Below are 19,759 nucleotides of genomic sequence, written 5' to 3'. Positions count from 1 at the left end.
GAATCGCAAGCCGAGAGAAACCATGCGAACCACCCTGCTTGAGCAGATGTTCCGAACTGCCGTTGCCCAGGCGCAGCCGGCCCTGGCTGTTGCCCAGAACCTGCCCGACCGTCCCAAGGGACGAACCGTGGTCATCGGTGCCGGCAAGGCTTCGGCTCAGATGGCCCGTGCCTTCGAACAGGCCTGGGATGGCCCGCTCAGTGGATTGGTGGTGACGCGCTACGGCTATGCAGAGGCCTGCGAACATGTCGAAATCGTCGAGGCCGCCCACCCCGTGCCCGATGAGGCCGGATTTCTCGCTGCCCGGCGCATCATGGAAACGGTCTCCGGCCTGGGGCCCGATGATCTGGTCGTGGCATTGATTTCGGGGGGAGGGTCCTCATTGCTGCCGGCCCCGGGGCCTGGCCTGACGCTGGATGACGAACAGGCCATCAACCGGTCCCTGCTGGCATCGGGCGCGCCCATTTCGGTCATGAACCTGGTGCGCAATCAGTTTTCGGCCATCAAGGGCGGCCGTCTGGCGGTCCGCTGTGCGCCAGCGCGCGTCGCCACCCTGGTGGTCTCTGATGTGCCAGGAGATGATCCGGCTTTGGTGGCGTCGGGGCCGACCATCCCGCTGACCGGCACGCGCGCGCTGGCGCGCAAATATGTCTCGCTCTATCGCATCGCGCTGCCGTCGCGCGCCGCAGATGCACTGGCCAGAGAGGATAATCTGGCCCCCTTGGCCAGCCACCCCGCATTGGCCCACAACACTGTACGCACCATTGCCTCGGCCGCGCTATCGCTGGAGGCGGCTGCTGATCTGGCGCGAGAGCAGGGGGTAGAAGCGGCCATTCTCTCCGATTCCATTGAGGGCGAGGCGCGCGACGTTGCCCAGGTGCACGCCGCCCTTGCCAAGGAAATCGCCAGCCGCAACCGGCCCTTTGCCAAGCCCGTCGTGCTGCTCTCGGGGGGCGAGACCACGGTGACGCTGCGCGGCAACGGGCGCGGCGGCCGCAATGGTGAATTCCTGCTCGCGCTGGCCATTGCCATTGATGGGGCCGACAATATCACCGCACTGGCCGCCGATACCGACGGGATTGATGGCTCGGAAGACAATGCCGGTGCACTTGTCGATGGCAGCACGGCCACGCGTTTGCGCCATGCCGGCATTGATCCCCTGGCGGCGCTGGCCAATAATGATGCCTATTCGGCCTTCAAGGCGATTGGCGACCTGCTGGTCACCGGGCCAACCGGCACCAATGTCAACGACTTCCGGGCCATCCTGATCCGCTAGCCAGCCCGCCGGTGCCACTCTAGACTTCCAGGAGAACAGGAGGTCGGGATGGGCAGAGCAACAGGCATAGGCGGCGTGTTTTTCCGGGCCCGGGACACCGAGGCGCTGGCAAAATGGTACGAGGAGCATCTGGGCTTGCCGAGCTTTTGGACCCAGGAGGCCGGCCCCACGGTCTTTGCGCCCTTCAAGGCCGACAGCGATTATTTCCCGGCTGAGCGGCAGTGGATGATCAATCTGCGCGTCGACGATCTCGATTCGCTGCTCCAGAGCTTGCTGGAGGCCGGGATCACCAGCGAAACCCGGCCCGCAGAATGGGATACAGCCGAAACCGGACGATTTGCCCGCATCCATGACCCCGAGGGCAATCCCATCGAGCTCTGGCAACCACCAAAATAATCATACAAATCCCCTTGGCAGAGCGGGGGTGGCTCTGTTCTATAGCCGCGACTTTTCGGGAGGAGCCAGACCATGGCCAAACGCAAGATCGCCGTTATCGGGGTGGGCAAGATCGCGCAGGATCAGCACCTGCCCGTCATCGATGGTTCCGCGGATTTCGAGCTGGCCGCGACGGTGTCGACCCGGGGCCTCGCCCATAAGGGCCTGCCGGTTTTCAAGACTCCGGCCGAACTCTACGCGGCGATGCCCGAAATCACTGTGGTCTCGATCTGCACCCCGCCCGGCATTCGCCATCAATATGTTCGCGAGGCGCTCGACGCGGGCAAGGACGTGATGATGGAAAAGCCGCCCACCACCACCATTGCTGAACTCGATGATCTGATCGCCCATGCCAGGCGGCTCGATCGCGTGCTGTATCAGACATGGCACAGCCAGTATAATGCCGCGGTTGATCGGGCCAAGGCATTGCTGGCCGAGCAGGGCGTCACCGCGGCGCGGATCGACTGGCGCGAAAGCGTGCGCAAATGGCACCCCGGCCAGGACTGGGTCTGGGAGCCCGGCGGGTTCGGCGTCTGCGATCCCGGCATCAACGCCTTTTCGATCTTCACCAAGGTGATGCCCTATCCGGTGTTTGTGGAAGCCAGCACGCTGACTTTCCCCGCCAACCGGCAGACACCCATAGATGTGGCCATCACCTTCAAGTCCGCTCAGGCTCATAAGCCAAAGCTGTCAGCGGGGTTCAACTGGCTCGAGGAAAGCGGCGAGATCTGGACCATTCGCTTCGAAACCGGCACGGGTGACGTGGTCAAGCTTGAGGGGGGCGGGCGCACGCTCAAGATCAATGATGCAGTGGTGCTGCAGCATGGCGATGGCGAATACGCTGCTATGTACGATCACTTTGCCGATCTGCTGGACCGCCATGAAAGCGATGTCGACACCACGCCATTCCGCCTGATGTCAGACGTGTTTCTGATCGGCGCGCGCGTCAACGGCCCCGATTTCCAATGGTAGGCTGAAGTCGAGACCCTCCCGCACGGGGAGGGCCGGTGGGGCCGTTTTTAGTGCCCGGCATCCGTCAAGGCCTGCAGGTCGGCGTCGCTGAGCTTGAGCCGGACGCCCTTGGCCAGGCTCTGTACCTGTTCAACCGAGGTCGCAGAGGCGATGGGGGCGGTGACGCCCTTTTGCGCTACCAACCAGGCCAGTGACACTTCAGCGGGTGTCGCGTCATTGGCTGCTGCCACGCGGTCAAGTGCAGCCAGGATCGCCTCGCCCTTGCCATCGAGGTATTTTTCCATGCCGCCGCCGCGCTGCGACTTGGTGAAATCGGCCTTGCTGCGATATTTTCCGGTCAGGAAACCTGCAGCGAGACTGTAATAGACAATGGTCCCCAGATCTTCCTCCAGCACCACATCGCGCAACGCCTCGAACGCTTCCCGGTCATACAGATTGTATAGCGGCTGCAGCACTTCGTAGCGCGGCAGGGATTTGATCACCGCGGTCTCGTGCGCGGCCCGCACCATGTCGCTGGTGTAGTTCGAGGCGCCGATCACCCGGACCCGGCCCGAGCTCACCAGGGGAGCATAGGCCGACAGGGTTTCCTCATGGCTGGTTTGGGGATCGGGCCAATGGCTGAAATACAGATCGATATAGTCGGTCTGCAGCCGCGTCAGCGATGCTTCCACACTATCATGGATGGCCTTGGCACTCAGCCCGCCGGGCTTGTTGGCTGAATTGACCTTGGTAAAAATATGCACCGCTTCGCGATTGCCGCGGGCCCGCATCCACTTGCCGACAATGGTCTCGCTCATGCCGGGTGGATTGCCTGGTACCCAGTTGGGATAGCCTTCGGCCGTGTCAATGGCGGTAAACCCGGCTTCGACATAGGCATCCAGGATCTTGAAACCCTGCGCCTCGTCCACCGTCCAGCCAAAAACATTACCCCCCAGTACCAGGGGTTCGATAACGAGTTCACTGCGTCCAAGGGGGCGGCGATCCATGAGGCGACTCCTTTTTCTGTTCTCAGTCTCAACGTCGGGGGTCGAGTTTCGTTCGTCCGCTGGCCAACAGGGTCAGGTCAAATATCAGCCCTTCGGCTCGATGAGGTCCCATTTATTACCATAGAGGTCCTCAAACACCGCGACCCAACCATAGGCCTCGTGCCGTGGTGCTTCGAGAAATTTCACCCCGCGTGCCAGCATGCCTGCATGGTCGCCGGCAAAGTCATCGGTCTCCAGAAATCCCATGACGCGGCCACCGGTCTGATTGCCGACGGCGTCGTGCTGTCGGGTGCTATCGGCCCGGGCCAGCAGCAATCTGGCGCCGCCGCCGTTCTTGGGCCCAACCACCACCCAGCGTTTGCCGCCACCCATTTCAATATCGGCAAGCAGGGCAAAGCCGAGTTGGTCGCGATAAAAATTGATCGCTGCATCATATTCGGCAACGACGAGCGTCACGGTTGCAATGGTTTGGGTCATCTCTGTATGGACCACCAGCGCTGTCGCCGGGTCAAGCACGGTGGGTGACGTGCCGAACGGTTCTATAAATAACCGTCCAATCCTGTGGATTCGTCTTCGCTCCGTCATCAGATTGACCAATTGGTCAAACTCCCCCATTGCACTCCCCCGGATTCTAGGCTTTGCTGACCTCAAGCCCTGGTTGGCAAGCCGGGTGCACAAAACTTTTCGGGAGACAACAATCATGAAATTGATGAAAACGCTGCTCGCCGCGACGGCCGTTCTGGCACTCGCTGCCGGCGCGGCCCAAGCCAAAACTCTGGTCTATTGCTCGGAAGGTTCGCCGGAGGGTTTCGATCCGGCACCCTACACGGCCGGTACCACATTCGACGCCTCGAGCCGCCCGATCTACAACCGCCTGGTGCAGTTCACCAAGGGTTCCTCCGACACCGAGCCGGGCCTGGCCGAGAGCTATGACGTGTCCGAAGACGGCCTGGAATATACTTTCCACCTGCGTCAGGGCGTGAAATTTCACAGCAGCGACACCTTCACCCCGACCCGCGACTTCAACGCTGACGACGTGCTGTTCAGCTTCGAGCGCCAGTGGAAGTCCGATCACCCGTGGAATGCCTACACAGCAGGCATTTCCTGGGAATATTTCAACTCGATGTCGATGGGCGAACTGCTCTCCAGCATCGAGAAGGTTGACGACTATACCGTCAAGTTCACCCTGACCCGTCCCGAAGCGCCCTTTATCGCCAACATGGCGATGGACTTCGCGTCGATCATGTCGGCCGAATATGCTGCCCAGCTCGAAGCTGCCGGCACCATGGATCTGCTGAACCAGGCCCCGATCGGCACTGGCCCGTTCGAGTTCGTCAACTACCAGCAGGACGCTGCGATCCGCTACTCGTCCTTCGATGACTACTGGGGTGGCGTACAGCCGCTCGACGACCTGGTTTTCGCCATCACCACTGATCCGGCCGTCCGCATGCAGAAGCTGCAGGCCGGCGAATGCCATGTGATGCCGTACCCAAACCCGGCTGATCTCGACTCCATCCGTGCCGACTCCAGCCTGCAATTGATGGAGCAGGAGGGCCTCAATGTGGGCTACCTCGCTTACAACACCACCATGGCACCGTTCGACAATGTGAACGTCCGCAAGGCGCTCAACATGGCTGTCGACAAGCAGGCCATCGTCGATGCCGTGTTTGAAGGCAACGCGACCGCCGCCATCAACCCGATCCCGCCGACCATCTGGTCGTACAACACCTCGATCGTCGACGACGAGTACAACCCGGAAGCCGCCAAGGCCATGCTGGCCGAAGCCGGCGTCGAGAACCTCTCGATGAAGGTCTGGGCCATGCCCGTGTCGCGTCCATACAACCCGGATGCTCGCCGTATGGCCGAGTTGATCCAGGCTGACTACGCGGCGATCGGCGTTACTGCCGAGGTCGTCTCGATGGAATGGGGTGAGTACCTCTCCCAGTCGTCGCTGCCCGACCGTGATGGTGCCGTGCTGCTCGGCTGGACCGGTGACAATGGTGATCCGGACAACTTCCTCGCCGTTCTGCTTGGTTGCGATGCCGTTGGTTCGGCGAACCGCGCCCAGTGGTGCAATGAAGAGTTCGACGCTCTGATCCAGAAGGCCAAGATTACTTCTGACAAGGCCGAGCGTACCGCTCTCTATGAAGAAGCCCAGGTTGTGTTCAAGCGCGAAGCGCCATGGCTGACCATTGCGCACTCGGTCGTCTTCATGCCAATGAGCACCAAGGTTACCGGCTACGTCATGGACCCCAAGGGCACGCACGCCTTTGACGGCGTCGATCTCGCCGAATAATCGGTCCTTTCACGATAAGGGGGCGGCGCTGCGGCGCCGTCCTCTGCTAACGGATAGCATCAATGATCCGATTCCTTCTGAATCGCCTGTTCCTGATTGTGCCGACCTTCATCGGCATAACCATTCTTGCCTTTGCCTTCGTTCGCGTGCTGCCGGGTGATCCGGTGCTGCTCATCGCCGGTGAACGCGGCGTATCCCCCGAACGTTACCAGATGTTGCTCGAGCAGTTCGGCTATAACCGGCCGATCTGGGAGCAGTATTGGAGCTATTTGTCGGGGATATTCCAGGGTGATTTCGGCACCTCGGTTTCCACCAAACGTCCGGTGATCCGGGACTTCCTGACGCTTTTTCCGGCGACGCTGGAGCTGTCATTCTTCGCAATCAGCTTTGCCATCCTGCTCGGCATTCCGGCTGGCGTCATCGCCGCTGTCAAGCGCGGTTCCTGGTATGACCAGACGCTGATGGGCACCGCCCTGGTCGGCTATTCCATGCCCATCTTCTGGCTGGGCCTGCTGCTGATCATCTTCTTTTCAGGCATGCTGGGCTGGACTCCGGTGTCCGGCCGCATTGACATGCTGTACTATTTCCCGGCAACGACGGGTTTCATGACCATCGATGCCCTGCTTTCAGGGCAGGACGGCGCCTTCGTTTCGGCGATGCGCCACCTCATCCTGCCAACAGTAACACTGGGCACCATCCCGCTCGCGGTCATCGCCCGGCAGACCCGCTCGGCCATGCTCGAAGTGCTGGGTGACGACTATGTGCGCACCGCGCGCGCCAAGGGGCTGGCTCCCCATCAGGTCATCGGCGTGCACGCCCTGCGCAACGCGCTGATCCCGGTGGTCACCACCATCGGTCTGCAGGTCGGGGTGATGATGGCGGGCGCCATCCTCACGGAAACCATCTTTTCCTGGCCCGGGATCGGCAAGTGGATGATTGATGCGATTTCCCGCCGCGATTATCCGGTGGTGCAGGCGGGCCTGCTGCTGATTGCCCTGATTGTCATGGCGGTCAATCTCATCGTCGATGTGCTCTACGGGCTCATCAATCCGCGTATCCGGCACACTTAGGAGGCGACATGTCCACTCCCGTTATCGTCGCCGATCCGAACGCCGCACCCAAGATCAGCAAGCTGATCCAATTGCGCGAGTTCTGGTATTACTTCTCCGTCAATCGCGGGGCTGTCATCGGCCTCGTCGTCTTCATCCTGCTGGTGCTGACGGCCATTTTCGCGCAGTGGCTCGCGCCGCATTCGCCGATCCAGCAGTATCGTGACGCCCTGTTGTCACCGCCATCCTGGCTGCCAGGCGGGCGGCCCGAATTCCTGCTCGGCACCGATGCGGTGGGTCGCGATATACTGTCGCGGCTGATTCACGGTTCGCAGTATTCGCTGCTGATCGGCGCCGTCGTGGTGACCATCTCGCTGACCGTCGGCATCATTGTCGGGCTGATTGCCGGTTATGCCGGCGGCTGGGTTGATACGGTGCTCATGCGGCTGATGGACCTGATCCTGGCCTTTCCCTCGCTGCTGCTGGCGCTGGTTCTGGTGGCCATCCTAGGCCCCGGCCTGCTCAACATGATGATAGCCATCTCCCTGGTGCTGCAGCCCCACTTTGTGCGCCTGACCCGCTCGGCCGTGCTGGGAGAGATCGGCAAGGACTATGTAACCTCGGCCCGCGTTGCCGGTGCCAGCCATTTGCGGCTGATGTTCAAGACCATTCTGCCCAATTGCCTGGCGCCCTTGATCGTGCAGGCGACGCTGAGCTTTTCCAGTGCCATTCTCGATGCTGCGGCGCTGGGCTTTCTGGGCCTGGGCGCTCAGCCGCCAACCCCCGAATGGGGCACCATGCTCGCCGAAGCGCGCCAGTTCATTCTGCGTGCCTGGTGGGTGGTGACTTTCCCGGGCCTGGCGATCCTTGTCACAGTGCTGGCCATCAATCTTGTTGGCGACGGATTGCGCGACGCGCTCGATCCCAAGCTCAAGAGGAGCTGACCATGCCCCTGCTCGAAATCAAGAATCTGTCGGTATCGTTCGATACCTCCATCGGCCTGTTCAAGGCCGTTGACGGCATTGATGTGTCGGTCGATGGCCGCGAAGTGCTGGCCATTGTCGGGGAGTCCGGCTCGGGCAAGTCCGTGGCCATGCTGGCGGTGATGGGGCTGCTGCCCCCCACCGCTACCGTGACCGCCGACAAGATGGAATTTGAAGGCATCGATCTGCTCAATATGGACCCGGCCGACAAACGCAAGATCATCGGCAAGGATATCGCCATGATTTTCCAGGAGCCGGTGGCGAGCCTCAATCCCTGCTTCACCGTCGGCTTCCAGATCGAGGAAGTGCTGAGCCGCCACATGGGGCTGACGGGTCGTGCCGCCCGCGATCGCGCGATCGAACTGTTGCTGATGGTCGGCATCCGTGACGGGGCCGAACGCATCGGCGCCTTCCCGCACCAGATGAGTGGTGGCCAGTGCCAGCGTGTGATGATCGCCATGGCCATTGCCTGCAATCCCAAACTGCTGATTGCCGACGAGCCGACCACCGCGCTTGACGTCACCATCCAGCGCCAGATTCTGGACCTGCTGGTGCAGTTGCAGGTCGATACCGGCATGGGCCTGATCATGATTACCCATGACATGGGCGTCGTCGCCGAGACCGCCGACCGCGTCATCGTGCAGTACAAGGGCCACAAGATGGAAGAGGCCGATGTGCTGACGCTGTTTGAACAGCCCAAATCCCGCTACACCCGCGCCCTGCTGTCGGCTCTGCCCGAGAACGCCGTAGGCGACCGCCTGCCCACAGTGGCCGATTACGATTTTGCCGATGAACTGGGGAGCACGCCATGAGCAACGCGGCTATTCCTCCCGTTCTCGAAGTCCGCAATCTGACGCGCGACTATGTCACCGGCGGCGGCCTGTTCAGGCCGGCCAAGGTGGTTCACGCCGTCAAGAGTGTGAATTTCACACTGACCAAGGGCAAGACGCTGGCCGTGGTCGGCGAAAGCGGTTGCGGCAAATCCACCCTGGCGCGCATGATCACCCTGATCGACCAGCAGACTGCGGGTGATATCCTGATCGACGGCGAGATCGTCGACAAGACCCATGGCGTCACCAAGGCGATGCGCCAGAAGGTGCAGATCGTATTTCAGAACCCCTATGGCTCGCTCAATCCGCGCCAGAAGATTGGCGACGTGCTGGCCGAGCCATTGCTGCTCAATACCGATATGGGCAATGACGAGCGGCGGCAGAAGGCCATGGCGATGCTGCTCAAGGTCGGTCTGGCGCCCGAGCATTTCAACCGCTATCCGCACATGTTTTCCGGCGGCCAGCGCCAGCGTATCGCCATCGCCCGCGCGCTGATGCTCAATCCGAGTTTTCTGGTACTCGATGAGCCGGTTTCGGCCCTCGACCTGTCGGTGCAGGCGCAGATCCTCAACCTGCTCAAGGATCTGCAGGACGAGTTCGGCCTGACCTATGTCTTCATCAGCCATGATCTGAGCGTGGTGCGTTATATCGCCGACGAGGTGATGGTGATGTATTTCGGCGATGTGGTGGAGCATGGCAGCCGCCAGGCCGTGTTCGACAATCCCCAGCACGCCTACACCCAGACCCTGTTTGCCGCGACGCCCAAAGCCGATGTGGCAAGCATTCGGCGTCGCCTCGCCGCCAAGGCTGCCCTGCCCGCCTGATCCTTTCATCGTATTGCCATGGAGCCACCAGCCGGTTTCATGCGTTACGCTGCCATGATCGAGCACAGCCAGCACCAGCGCGCCCGGCAACACCACCGGGGACGCCAGGCCACCAGGCCTGGCGCCATTCCCTGGCGCGGCTGGAAAGATATCGCCTATCGTCTGGTCGTGGGGTTCAATGACAACCGGGTGCCGCTGACGGCGGCGGGTGTAACCTATTTCCTGCTGCTCGCACTGGTGCCGTCATTGAGCCTGTTCGTGATGGCCTATGGCCTGCTCAACGATGCCACCAGCGTGGTCAAGCAACTCAACCTGCTTGCCGGCATCGTCCCTGACGGGGGGCTCGACATCATCCGGGAGCAATTGGTGCGGCTGACCAGCCAGGACGATCGTTCCCTGGGTATCACGCTGCTGCTGTCTCTGGGCATTGCACTGTGGAGCGCCGGCGCCAGCATCAAGGCGCTGTTTGAAGCCATGAACGTGGTCTATGGCGAACAGGAGAAGCGCAATCTGCTCGCCATCAATGTGCTGGCCCTGATCTTCATTCTGGGTGGCCTGGTGCTCACCATCATTATGCTCAGCGTCGTCCTGGTGCTGCCCGTGCTGCTCAGCCTGCTGTGGCTGTCGCGCTCGGAATGGCTGGTTCAGCTGGGCGCCTATGCCGTGCTGCTGGTGTTTCTGCTGCTCGCCATATCGGCGCTATATCGCTGGGGGCCGAGCCGACAGGAGGCGCGCTGGCGCTGGATTACCCCCGGCAGTCTGTTTGCGGCCCTGGCTATTCTGTCAACGTCCGCGCTGTTTTCCTGGTATGCGGCCAATATCTCCCATTACAGCGCCACCTATGGTTCACTGAGTGCCGTGGTGGGCATGCTGACCTGGATGTGGCTGTCGATCACCATCGTCATCCTGGGTGGCTCACTCAATTCCGAGATTGAACACCAGACTGCCAGGGATTCGACCACCGGCGCCGCCATGCCCATTGGCCAGCGGGGCGCGTTTGTGGCCGATACCGTGGGCGAGCGCTGGCCGGCGCGGGGCGGCACGACCCCGACCGTGCCGTCCCAGGAGCGCCCACCTGAAAGTTGAACTGGCCTAGACAGGCAACCGTCGACCCTCGCGTGATGACCGCATCAGGGCGTCGATCAATCGGTGTACCAGCAGCGCCGTGTGACCGTTCGACAGCGGTGCCCGGTCATCGCGCACCGCGTCGACGAAGTCGGCAATCTGGTCTGCATGCCAGTCAAAGGGGAAGGCCATCGGATCGGCGCCACCGCCCCCCTCGCTGGTCTCCCCTTCACTGATGATGTCGCCACTGCGCGTGTGGATCGTCAGATTGCCAGCGGTGAGTGTAGCCGCTGCCTCGGCAAAGTTCAGCGTCAGGCTTTCGGGCCCGCCCGGGAAATTGGCAGTGGTCGCCATCAGCGCGCCCACCGCACCATTGGCAAATTCAAGACCGGCGGCCACGAAATCCTCGGTCTCCATCTGGTGCAGCCGTGTTGTTGCGGCCATCGCCGTGACTGCGCTGACCGGGCCGCACAGGCTCAGCATCAGATCAAGCGAGTGGATGGCCTGGGTGATCAGCACGCCTCCACCATCCTGGGCAATCGTGCCGCGACCGGGCTGGTCATAATAGCCCTGCTGCGGACGCCACCATGGCACCACCAGATGCACCGTCTCGAGCCGGCCGTAGCGTTGCCCGGCAATGGCCTCGGCGAGAAATTTTGAAGCAAGGCGGAAGCGGTGCTGGAAGATGACGCCCAGCTTCACATGGGCGTTGTCGCAGATCGCCACGATCCGCTCGGCCGCCTCGACAGTGCGCTCCACCGGCTTTTCGAGCAGCACATGCTTGCCCGCCCTGGCTGCGGCAGCGACAATCTCTTCGCGCGCATTGGGCGGCGTCAGCACCAGTATCGCGTCAAGGCGCGGATCGGCCAGCAGCGCCTGATAGCTCGGCGCAGCGGCAAAGCCATAGGTGCTGCAGAAGGCGTCGAGCTCGGCCCGGTTACGGCGATAGACGCCCAGCACATTGATGGTATCGGCCAGCGACTGCAGCGCCAGCGCATGTGGCTTGGCCCCCATCCCGGCGCCGATTACCCCGACTGCAAACCGTCCCTGTTCGTCTGCCATTTTGACTCCCCCACAACGTCATCAGGGGCGATCAATGGACTATGCGCGCCGCTTTGAAAAGGGCGCCTAACTGGCCAGGCGCCAGGGTTGCTCGGCAAGAAAACGCTCCAGATCGGGCGCACAGAGGGGTTTGGCGAACGCATAGCCCTGCAGGATATCGCAGCCCAGATCCCGCAAAATGGCGGCATGCTCCATGGTCTCGACACCCTCAGCAACCACCTCGATGCCCATGGATTTGCCGATATCGATGATCGAGGTCAGCAATTGGCGCTGGGGCATGTCCTTGAGGATCGGCATGACCAGTTGGCGGTCAATCTTGAGCCGGGTCGGGCGCAGTTTCTGCAGCGAGACGATCGAGGCATAGCCCGTGCCGAAATCATCGATCTCGACATCGATGCCCAGCTCCTTGATCTGGTCGATATTCCAGCTGACGATGTCATCATTATCGTCCAGATAGACCGACTCCACCAGTTCAAACGAGATGCGACCGGGCCTGATGTCGAGCTGGCGCAGGCTGGTGATGAGCTCTTCGTCATGCAGGCGGCGCAGCGAGACATTGACCGAGGCACGCGGCACGATCAGGCCCATGGCCTCCCAGCGATCCAGGGCGGCGAGCGATTGCTCCAGCATCAGCCGGTCGATCGTCGCCATGACGTTGAGCTCTTCGGCCACTGGCAAGAAGCTGTCAGGCGTCATGATGCGTCCATCAGGGTGGCGCCAGCGGGCCAGAGCTTCAACGCCGACAACGTCGAGTGTGCGCGCATCAAATTGCGGCTGGTAATAGGCAATGAATTCATCGCGTTCCAGCCCGCTCAGAATTTCGTCGGCCACACGGTTGGTATTGATCACCTCCGCCTGCAAGGCGGTCGAGAAGAACTCATGGCAATTGCGGCCGCGCCCCTTGGCGCGATACAGCGCAATATCGGCATTGATCAGCAATTGCCTGCCATCAAGCGCCCTGCCACAGGCGCTGGCAATGCCGATGCTGACGCCGAACCGGCATTCATGGCCTTCATAGGTCACCGGCTGCCGCATCTGCCGCACAATGGCGTCGGCCAGCGCCGCCAGTTCGGCCTGGCTGTCATTGGCAGTGGTCAGCACCACGAATTCGTCGCCACCAATGCGGGCGACGAAATCGCCGTCCCGGCACTTGGCCCGCAGCACCGCACTGGCGTGCACCAGCATGGCGTCGCCAGCCGCGTGCCCCAGCGTATCGTTGATCTGCTTGAAGCGATCCAGATCGATATGCAGCAGGGCAATTGACTGGTCGGGCCCAAACCCCTCGGCCGCCAGCCCCTCGAGCTTTTCGTCGACATAGCGCCGATTGGGCAGTCCGGTCAGGCTGTCATGCAGGGCATTGTGCTCGATGCGGATCCGCGCCGACTCCAGTTCTGCATTGTGCGCCAGGGCCCGTTCGGTGGCATGCTGGAGTTCCCTGTTGAGTTCGATGTCGGTCGTCACATCCCAGTTGGCGCCGATCACCTTGTCTGGCGATCCGGGATCGCGGTGCAACGTGGCGACGGAGCGGACATGGCGCAGGCCGCCATCGGGCAACAGAACCCGGTAATAGCCCTCATAATGGTGGCCGTCCGCACCGATCATGCGCTGGAATTCCTCCTCGGCGCGATTCTGGTCGTCCGGATGCACCGCACCCTTCCAGTCCTGATGATTACGCGGCCCGCCATCGGCTGACCTGCCATAAAGTTCGTTGGTGCGAGCGTCCCAGGTCTCGCAACCGCTGGCCATGTCCAGTTCCCAGACGCCCACCTTGGAGACGTTCAGGGCCACTTCCAGCCGGCGCGACATGCGGCTCAGCTCGGACTCACGCGATTTGAGGGCAAGGAAATGCAGTTTGCGCTCGCCCACCAGATGGCCGGTAATCACGATCGGTACGAGGATCAGGATGCCCGCGACCACGATTGCCAGACGCATCAGCCAGTTCTGGTCCGAGACCGTCGACCAGCCTCCCCTGGGAACCGCCGAAATGGTCCATGCACCATAGGGCATGGTTATTTCGGCTGAGACCGGCGCCTGCGCGCTCAGGTCGGGGCCAAAAAATGGCGCCAGCGACTGCTCGACCGCATCCTTGCCGCTCAGCGACAGCTCGATGTCGAGTGTTGGGTCGGTCAGGCCGCTATCTGCGTAAAGCCGGTCGACATCGATGACGGCTGACACCAGGCCCCAAAATCGCCGGCCCTGGGCGCTGTCGACGAGAACCGGAAACCGTCCAATAAAGCCGCGCCCTCCTTGAACCAGATCGACTGGTCCGGCCAAGACGAGCTGGCCCGTATCGCGTGCCAGCATTGCTGAACTGCGCTGCGCCGCATTGAGGCGGTAATTCAGGCCAATGGCGCTTTCATTGCCGACCAGCGGATAGCTCATGGTGACGATCATGTCGGGCGCTATGGCGATTGAACGCAACTGGCTTTGCGCCTCCAGCAGATTGCCCGCCAGGGCATCAAACTCGGCCTGTGTCAGGTCCGGCGTGGTCGCGACTACCGAAACCAGCCCGCGCACCAGTTGCAGGCTGGAATTGATGTTGCCTTCAAGCTTGGCCCGGATCACTGCCAACTCGGTCAGTACGTGTGCTTCGGCCCGTGCGCGATTAATGGTCGAGCTCTGCAGATCAAGAAAAATGCCACCAGCGACCAGCACGATCAGAGCCACCAGCGCCGGCACCAGCGTGGGACGCAGCCAGCTATAGCGGTGTCCGCCCTCAATTTTCTCGTTGCCAGCCACCATACGCCCATCCCGACGGCCATTCTGGCCTGATACGACTATGCGGCCTGACAATTGCTGTTTGATAATTTTCGGCGGGAAGCTTGGGGTGTGGTTAGCGTTCAGCTAATGCTGGCGGCCGGCTTGTCTCAACGAGGAGAACGCCAGCGGCTTTACAGAGCTGACGAAAGCTCTCGGAGGGACAATGGTCGGTCACGAAGCTGCCGATCTGGTCAATCCGGGCAATGCGCACGGGCGCCGAGCGGCTGAACTTGCCCTGATCGGCCACCAGGATCACATGGCGCGCATTGGCGATGATGGCCTGCGCAACCTTGACCTCGCGATAGTCGAAATCGAGCAGGGCCCCCTGCTCATCCAGCGCTGAGGCGCCGATCACGGCATAGTCCACCTTGAACTGGGAGAAAAATCCAGCCGCCGCTTCGCCCACCACTCCGCCATCGGAGGGGCGCACCACGCCACCGGCAATGACCACCTCAAAGCGCGGATAGACCCGCATGCGGTTGGCCACATTGATATTGTTGGTTACCACCAGCAAGCCCGTATGATCGAGCAGCGCCTGGCTGACCGCCTCGGTGGTGGTGCCGATATTGATGAATAGTGACGCACCATTGGGAATGAGCCCGGCCACGGCCGCGCCGATGGCTTCCTTGGCGTCGGCGGCGATGCGGCGGCGCGATTCGTACTCCAGATTTTCGACGCCCGACGGCAGGGTTGCCCCACCATGAACGCGGGTCAGTTGGCGCTGCTCACAGAGCTGGTTGAGATCCTTGCGGATGGTCTGCACCGATACCGTGAAATGGGCCGCCAGCGCATCAACCGTGACCCGGTTGTGCTGGCGGGCCAGTTCCAGGATTTCCCGATGGCGTACGCTCGTCTCATTGGCCATGCTAGGCGGGTTCAAAATCATTGAGGCGCGCCGTTACATCCACCAGGCCGGCAGCAAAGCGTCTGGCATTGCGCACATAGCCATCGGCGGATTTGCGCAGCCCGGCAATGGCCGCCTCGTCGAGGTCGCGGATCACCTTGCCGGGCGCCCCGACCACCAGCGAGCCATCGGGAATTTCCTTGCCCTCGGTAATCAACGCGCCGGCCCCGATCAGGCAGTCCTTGCCGATTTTGGCGCCATTGAGCACGGTGGCGCCCATGCCGATCAGCGTATTGTCACCGATGGTGCAGCCATGCAGCATCGCCTTGTGGCCAATGGTGCAGCCTTCGCCGATCGTCAGGGGGAAGCCCATATCGGTGTGCAGCACCGTGTTTTCCTGCACATTGCTGCGCGCGCCAATAGTGATGGCCTCATTGTCGCCCCGGGCCACCACGCCAAACCAGATGCCGGCCTCGGCCCGCACGATGACACGACCGATCAGGACCGCACTTGGCGCGATCCAGCCAACATCGGCGGCGATCTCGGGGGCAATGCCATCCAGTGCATATAGCGTCATCTCGTCTCTCCTCACCCAGGGCCATAGGCTTGGCGCATCTGGGCGATCTCTGCCAGCGCCTGCTGCAACAGCGTCCAGTCATCGCGTTCGGCGATGGGTGTCCAGATCGCCTCGACCTCTTCGATCAGCATAGTGCGTGGGGTTGGCCGCGCAAAGTAGGGGTGACCAAGATTGACATCCTCGCTGGGAGCATAGGCTTCAAGTGCATCGGCAATCGGCCGGAATGCGGCGCTCGCATAATGGTCGGCCGACGGGCTGCGTGCCGCCCGTTTGGCGCTGAGGCCACCCCCGCGCCAGTCAAACAGCATCTGTTCATAGGGTGCCTGGGAGGCGGCCAGGAACTCAAACAGGGCCGTGACGAACGCCCCGTCGCTCTCGATGTCGCGCGGCTGCAGCCCCAGTCGCCGCAACATCTGGAGCGGCAGTGCCGCGCGGAACTGCGGCCACACGGTATTGAGCGCGGGTTCGAGTGCCGCAATGCTGGAGAGCGGCACCAGACACTCCGCCAACCGGGTCAGGTTCCAGGCCAGCGCATCGGGCTGGCGGCCGAAGCTGTAGAGCCCCGTTTCATCGAAATAGGCGGCGATGAAATCGGGATCGTAGCGGGGGATGAAGCGCCAGGGACCGTAGTCGAAACTCTCCCCGGTAATGTTGATATTGTCGGAGTTGAGCACGCCATGCACAAAGCCAGCCGCAATATATTGTGCACCCAGCTGGGCGACTCGGGCGGCCACCGCAGTGAGAAAGGCAGCGGCGCGGTCCTCGGCATCGGCAAGCGCGGGATAATAGGTGGCGATTGCGTAGTCGAGCAACTGCTGCAGCCCCGCCGTGTCGCCGAGATAGGCCAGGCGCTGGAACGTGCCGATGCGGATATGGCTGTGGCTGAGCCGCACCAGCGCCGCCGACCGTGTGGGCGATGGCTCATCGCCGCGCTGCAGTGCTTCGCCGGTCTCCACCAGCGAGAAGCTCTTGGAGGTAGTAACGCCCATGGCCTCGAGCATTTCGCTGGCCAGCACCTCGCGCACCCCACCCTTCAGTGTCAGCCGGCCATCGCCGCCGCGTGACCAGGGAGTGCGGCCGGTGCCCTTGGTGCCAAAATCGAGCAGGCGGCCGTCGTGCAGGTCGTAGCCCTGCGCGAAGAGAAAGCCGCGGCCATCGCCCAGTTCCGGATTGTAGCTGCGGAACTGATGTCCGTGATAGCGCAGCGCCAGCGGCTCGGGGAACGAGCCGGGCAGGGGGGTGAACCGCCCGAAATGGGCCAGCCATTGCCTTTCGCCCAGCCCATCAAGCCCCATGCGCGCGGCCCAGCGCTGGTCGCGGTGGCGCAGAGTGGTCTGCGGGAAGTCGGCAGGCGCGACACGATCATAGAACGCATCGCCCAGCGTCTCGTGGCTGCGGGCGGGTTTGAAATCACTCATGGTTGCACAAGGCTAGCACAGCCGCTGGCGTTCGCCAGCGCGCAACCCTGCCTTTCGTGCAGCCGCCTAGCACTGCGCGGCAAATCGCCCTATATCGTGCCATGATGACACGCCCAACCGACCTTTTGCGCCTGACCCCGTTCCAGGCAGTGATCTTTGACATGGACGGCACGCTGCTCGACACCGAAAGCGTTTTTCGCACCGTGGTATTTGAGGTTTGCGACGAGCTCGGTTTCCCCATGACTGACGCGGTCCACCTGTCGATGATTGGCGGCAGCCATGAAAGCACCAACCAATTGCTGGTCGAAGCCTATGGTGTCGCCTTTCCCTATGCCCTGTTTGATCAACGCTGCCGGCTGATCATGGGCGAACGCAGCCATGGCGGCGTGCCGGTCAAGCCCGGCGCCCGTGAATTGGTCGGCGAACTGCGGGCCCGCGGCATCCCCACGGCGGTGGCGACCTCCTCGCGTCAGCCCCATGCCATCACCCATCTGGGCGCCGCCGGCCTGCTCGAGCTGTTCGACACCATCGTGACCCGCGATGACGTCATTCAGCCCAAGCCCCATCCTGAACCCTATCTGACCGCCGCCCGGCGTCTCGGCGTTGCCCCGCTGCACTGCCTGGCGCTGGAAGACAGTCACGCCGGCGTGCGCGCCGCCCATGCTGCCGGCATGCAAACCGTGATGGTGCCCGATCTGGTTCACCCCAATGACGAGGTCCGCGCACTGGGCATTGCCGTGACGGAGAGCCTCAATCACGTCCTGGCGGCGGCGTTCGAGCGCTCCTGATACCACGCCAGAGCTGCCGCTCCTGCGTGCCCTGACCTCTGGCCGGGGCGGTTTGGCTGTGGGCAATGATCGGGCCGCCGGGGCTTGCCTCGACCGCGCCGCCAATTGGTAAACTTTTATCTTTCCGGCCCATCCCCCCTTCACCACACCACAAGTCCTTGCCTTTCAAGGGTTTTCATCTGCCGCCCTGTCGATTAACCGTAACTTAAGATGCTAACGGCTATGGTTAATCAGTCGTAAATTCTGACTTCCCAGGGCGGCCAAGCTTGGCTAGTGTGCCCGCAGAAGTGACCAGGGACTCGCCAGCGGGTTCTGACGAAGGCGCGCCGGAGACGACCGGACACGCTCAGGGGTAAGGACGGGGCATGACGAAATCCAGGCAGCTCAACGCTGTACGTGCTCTCGGGCACGTGTGCGCGATGACGCTCGCGCTGCTTGTGACTCTCGTGCCGGCCCAAGCCCAGACCCAGCAGCTCGCCTTGGTTACCCCGCTTCCCGTCCCCGCTGATCTTGTCGCCCTGCGGGCCCAGCCGGCCATCGGGCCAACGCTGGTGCCACTGGCGCCGGGCGAACAGGCGCTGACCCCCGCCTTGCTGAGCAATTACGTGCAGCGCCAGCAGACGCTGCGCGCGCTCGATGTGCTGGGTATCGCCACCCCGCGTCCGCTCAATTCCGACGTGCTGCTGAGCTATATTGCGCGCGGCGCCTTGGGCAGCAACAGCGCCGTCTCGGCCATTGCCAGTTTTACCGCTGCACCAACCACGCCGCAGCCGGCATTGAACAGCGGCGCGCTGGCCGCCTATATCGACGCGGGCTATCAGCCCACCGGCAAGCGCATCGAGCATGCGGAGGCCGAGCGCGATTGTCTGGCGCAGGCCATCTATCACGAGGCGCGCGGGGAAAGCGCAGCCGGCCAGCTGGCGGTGGCCAATGTCATCGTCAATCGCGCCCGCTCCGCCAAATTCCCCTCCACCCTGTGTGGCGTGATTTACCAGAACGCCGACAAGGGCCGCTATCGCTGCCAGTTCACCTTCGCCTGTGACGGCCGCACCGATGCACCCGGCGAACGCCGCGCCTGGGCCCGCTCGGCCGATCTGGCACAGGCTGTCTATGCTGAATTCGCCACCGGTGAATCGGTTGGGGCCGTGCCGCGCTCGGCGCTGTACTACCACACCACCAGTGTTCGCCCGAACTGGGCCAATACCTACAATGCGGTCGCCCAGATCGGCTCGCACATCTTCTATTCGCCCAACTAGGGCAATCCTCTCCCTGTCGAACGCGCCGTCGTGCTGGTACGCCGCCCTGGCCTGAACCGCGCCCCTCGCGGACCTGCGTTCCTGTTCCGCTCCTCCCGGCCTGCCCTTGATGGGGAGGCCGGGCGAGGGTGAAGCGAAGCTGGCCCGATGCGAAGCAGGCCGATCCGGGTCTATTCGGCCGCCTGCGCCATCCGTGGTCCCGGTTCGGCATTGGCGGCATCACCGAACTTTTCAAACAAGGCCCGGAACAGGCCAGCCAGATGCAGCGCCTGGCGGTCATAGGCCGCCGCATCGGCCCAGGTCAGGCGCGGCGTCAGCAGTTTGCTGTCAACGCCGGG

General features: G+C 62.5%; 18 protein-coding genes. 11 read left to right on the top strand and 7 right to left on the bottom strand.

The annotated features are described in order from the left end of the window. The first annotated feature begins 22 nt into the window (after positions 1-22). The 3 genes from Q8O80_RS20820 (at position 23) to Q8O80_RS20810 (ending at position 2,683) form a co-directional block, all read left to right on the top strand. Positions 23-1,276, top strand: a complete 1,254-nt coding sequence (locus Q8O80_RS20820) for a glycerate kinase (RefSeq protein WP_305582938.1) — start codon at positions 23-25, stop codon at positions 1,274-1,276. A gap of 48 nt (positions 1,277-1,324) precedes the next feature. Next, positions 1,325-1,672, top strand: coding sequence for a VOC family protein (locus Q8O80_RS20815; RefSeq protein WP_305582936.1), 348 nt, complete (start codon positions 1,325-1,327; stop codon positions 1,670-1,672). A 72-nt stretch (positions 1,673-1,744) separates the two neighbouring features. Continuing rightward, complete coding sequence (locus Q8O80_RS20810) at positions 1,745-2,683, top strand: Gfo/Idh/MocA family protein (RefSeq protein ID WP_305582934.1); 939 nt, start codon at positions 1,745-1,747, stop codon at positions 2,681-2,683. A 47-nt stretch (positions 2,684-2,730) separates the two neighbouring features. On the opposite strand, the gene Q8O80_RS20805 is transcribed toward Q8O80_RS20810, so the two are convergent. Together Q8O80_RS20805 and Q8O80_RS20800 are read right to left on the bottom strand one after the other, a co-directional pair. Beyond that, the gene (locus Q8O80_RS20805) at positions 2,731-3,669 is read right to left on the bottom strand and encodes an aldo/keto reductase (RefSeq protein ID WP_305582932.1); all 939 of its coding nucleotides are present in this window, start codon (positions 3,667-3,669) and stop codon (positions 2,731-2,733) included. An 84-nt stretch (positions 3,670-3,753) separates the two neighbouring features. Beyond that, on the bottom strand, positions 3,754-4,146 hold the full coding sequence (locus Q8O80_RS20800; RefSeq protein WP_305582930.1) for a VOC family protein: 393 nt from the start codon (positions 4,144-4,146) through the stop codon (positions 3,754-3,756). 223 nt (positions 4,147-4,369) lie between these two features. On the opposite strand from Q8O80_RS20800, the gene Q8O80_RS20795 reads away from it, so the two are divergent. The 6 genes from Q8O80_RS20795 to Q8O80_RS20770 all read left to right on the top strand — a co-directional run bounded on the left by Q8O80_RS20795 (position 4,370) and on the right by Q8O80_RS20770 (position 10,737). Beyond that, positions 4,370-5,965 (top strand): ABC transporter substrate-binding protein, encoded by a 1,596-nt coding sequence (locus tag Q8O80_RS20795; protein WP_305582928.1) that lies wholly within the window; start codon positions 4,370-4,372, stop codon positions 5,963-5,965. A 62-nt stretch (positions 5,966-6,027) separates the two neighbouring features. Further along, positions 6,028-7,035: an ABC transporter permease subunit gene (locus Q8O80_RS20790; protein WP_305582926.1), complete on the top strand. Its 1,008-nt coding sequence runs from the start codon at positions 6,028-6,030 to the stop codon at positions 7,033-7,035. A gap of 8 nt (positions 7,036-7,043) precedes the next feature. Then, on the top strand, positions 7,044-7,958 hold the full coding sequence (locus Q8O80_RS20785; protein ID WP_305582924.1) for an ABC transporter permease subunit: 915 nt from the start codon (positions 7,044-7,046) through the stop codon (positions 7,956-7,958). Positions 7,959-7,960: 2 nt separating this feature from the next. Further along, positions 7,961-8,809 (top strand): ABC transporter ATP-binding protein, encoded by an 849-nt coding sequence (locus Q8O80_RS20780; protein WP_305582922.1) that lies wholly within the window; start codon positions 7,961-7,963, stop codon positions 8,807-8,809. Next, positions 8,806-9,651, top strand: coding sequence for an ABC transporter ATP-binding protein (locus tag Q8O80_RS20775; protein ID WP_305582920.1), 846 nt, complete (start codon positions 8,806-8,808; stop codon positions 9,649-9,651). The genes Q8O80_RS20780 and Q8O80_RS20775 overlap by 4 nt, the downstream gene beginning before the upstream one ends. 39 nt (positions 9,652-9,690) lie before the next feature. Further along, a complete protein-coding gene (locus Q8O80_RS20770) occupies positions 9,691-10,737 on the top strand; it encodes a YihY/virulence factor BrkB family protein (protein WP_305582918.1) in 1,047 nt (348 codons plus the stop codon). Positions 10,738-10,743: 6 nt separating this feature from the next. Here the strand turns inward: Q8O80_RS20770 and Q8O80_RS20765 are convergent, their stop codons facing one another. The 5 genes from Q8O80_RS20765 to Q8O80_RS20745 form a co-directional block, all read right to left on the bottom strand. Continuing rightward, positions 10,744-11,778, bottom strand: coding sequence for a Gfo/Idh/MocA family protein (locus tag Q8O80_RS20765; protein WP_305582916.1), 1,035 nt, complete (start codon positions 11,776-11,778; stop codon positions 10,744-10,746). 66 nt (positions 11,779-11,844) lie between these two features. Then, positions 11,845-14,520 carry an EAL domain-containing protein gene (locus Q8O80_RS20760; protein ID WP_305582913.1) on the bottom strand — a complete coding sequence of 892 codons (2,676 nt, stop codon included), beginning with the start codon at positions 14,518-14,520 and terminating at the stop codon, positions 11,845-11,847. A 91-nt stretch (positions 14,521-14,611) separates the two neighbouring features. Continuing rightward, entirely contained in the window at positions 14,612-15,403 is a 792-nt protein-coding gene (locus Q8O80_RS20755; RefSeq protein ID WP_305582911.1) for a DeoR/GlpR family DNA-binding transcription regulator, read from the bottom strand. Position 15,404: 1 nt separating this feature from the next. Further along, entirely contained in the window at positions 15,405-15,959 is a 555-nt protein-coding gene (locus Q8O80_RS20750) for a gamma carbonic anhydrase family protein (protein WP_305582909.1), read from the bottom strand. Positions 15,960-15,970: 11 nt separating this feature from the next. Next, on the bottom strand, positions 15,971-17,377 hold the full coding sequence (locus Q8O80_RS20745) for a protein adenylyltransferase SelO (RefSeq protein ID WP_305582906.1): 1,407 nt from the start codon (positions 17,375-17,377) through the stop codon (positions 15,971-15,973). Between the two features lie 101 nt (positions 17,378-17,478). Here Q8O80_RS20745 and Q8O80_RS20740 point away from each other — a divergent pair, with 101 nt between their 5' ends. Continuing rightward, the gene (locus tag Q8O80_RS20740) at positions 17,479-18,165 is read left to right on the top strand and encodes an HAD family phosphatase (protein WP_305582904.1); all 687 of its coding nucleotides are present in this window, start codon (positions 17,479-17,481) and stop codon (positions 18,163-18,165) included. Between the two features lie 365 nt (positions 18,166-18,530). After that, positions 18,531-19,421 carry a cell wall hydrolase gene (locus tag Q8O80_RS20735; protein WP_305582902.1) on the top strand — a complete coding sequence of 297 codons (891 nt, stop codon included), beginning with the start codon at positions 18,531-18,533 and terminating at the stop codon, positions 19,419-19,421. Positions 19,422-19,759 lie beyond the last annotated feature (338 nt).

Source organism: Devosia sp. (genome assembly GCF_030689745.1).
GTDB classification, from domain to species: Bacteria; Pseudomonadota; Alphaproteobacteria; order Rhizobiales; family Devosiaceae; genus Devosia; species Devosia alba.
This window is presented reverse-complemented; position numbering and strand designations above follow the sequence as displayed.

Bases quoted from the DNA above. Each gene is read 5' to 3' on its own strand.
- Q8O80_RS20780 (WP_305582922.1), top strand. From the start codon at position 7,961: ATGCCCCTGCTCGAAATCAAGAATCTGTCGGTATCGTTCGATACCTCC.
- Q8O80_RS20800 (WP_305582930.1), bottom strand. From the start codon at position 4,146: ATGACCCAAACCATTGCAACCGTGACGCTCGTCGTTGCCGAATATGAT.
- Q8O80_RS20770 (WP_305582918.1), top strand. From the start codon at position 9,691: ATGCGTTACGCTGCCATGATCGAGCACAGCCAGCACCAGCGCGCCCGG.
- Q8O80_RS20790 (WP_305582926.1), top strand. From the start codon at position 6,028: ATGATCCGATTCCTTCTGAATCGCCTGTTCCTGATTGTGCCGACCTTC.
- Q8O80_RS20785 (WP_305582924.1), top strand. From the start codon at position 7,044: ATGTCCACTCCCGTTATCGTCGCCGATCCGAACGCCGCACCCAAGATC.
- Q8O80_RS20805 (WP_305582932.1), bottom strand. From the start codon at position 3,669: ATGGATCGCCGCCCCCTTGGACGCAGTGAACTCGTTATCGAACCCCTG.
- Q8O80_RS20760 (WP_305582913.1), bottom strand. From the start codon at position 14,520: ATGGTGGCTGGCAACGAGAAAATTGAGGGCGGACACCGCTATAGCTGG.
- Q8O80_RS20795 (WP_305582928.1), top strand. From the start codon at position 4,370: ATGAAATTGATGAAAACGCTGCTCGCCGCGACGGCCGTTCTGGCACTC.
- Q8O80_RS20815 (WP_305582936.1), top strand. From the start codon at position 1,325: ATGGGCAGAGCAACAGGCATAGGCGGCGTGTTTTTCCGGGCCCGGGAC.
- Q8O80_RS20755 (WP_305582911.1), bottom strand. From the start codon at position 15,403: ATGGCCAATGAGACGAGCGTACGCCATCGGGAAATCCTGGAACTGGCC.
- Q8O80_RS20735 (WP_305582902.1), top strand. From the start codon at position 18,531: ATGACGAAATCCAGGCAGCTCAACGCTGTACGTGCTCTCGGGCACGTG.
- Q8O80_RS20740 (WP_305582904.1), top strand. From the start codon at position 17,479: ATGATGACACGCCCAACCGACCTTTTGCGCCTGACCCCGTTCCAGGCA.
- Q8O80_RS20810 (WP_305582934.1), top strand. From the start codon at position 1,745: ATGGCCAAACGCAAGATCGCCGTTATCGGGGTGGGCAAGATCGCGCAG.
- Q8O80_RS20745 (WP_305582906.1), bottom strand. From the start codon at position 17,377: ATGAGTGATTTCAAACCCGCCCGCAGCCACGAGACGCTGGGCGATGCG.
- Q8O80_RS20820 (WP_305582938.1), top strand. From the start codon at position 23: ATGCGAACCACCCTGCTTGAGCAGATGTTCCGAACTGCCGTTGCCCAG.
- Q8O80_RS20750 (WP_305582909.1), bottom strand. From the start codon at position 15,959: ATGACGCTATATGCACTGGATGGCATTGCCCCCGAGATCGCCGCCGAT.
- Q8O80_RS20765 (WP_305582916.1), bottom strand. From the start codon at position 11,778: ATGGCAGACGAACAGGGACGGTTTGCAGTCGGGGTAATCGGCGCCGGG.
- Q8O80_RS20775 (WP_305582920.1), top strand. From the start codon at position 8,806: ATGAGCAACGCGGCTATTCCTCCCGTTCTCGAAGTCCGCAATCTGACG.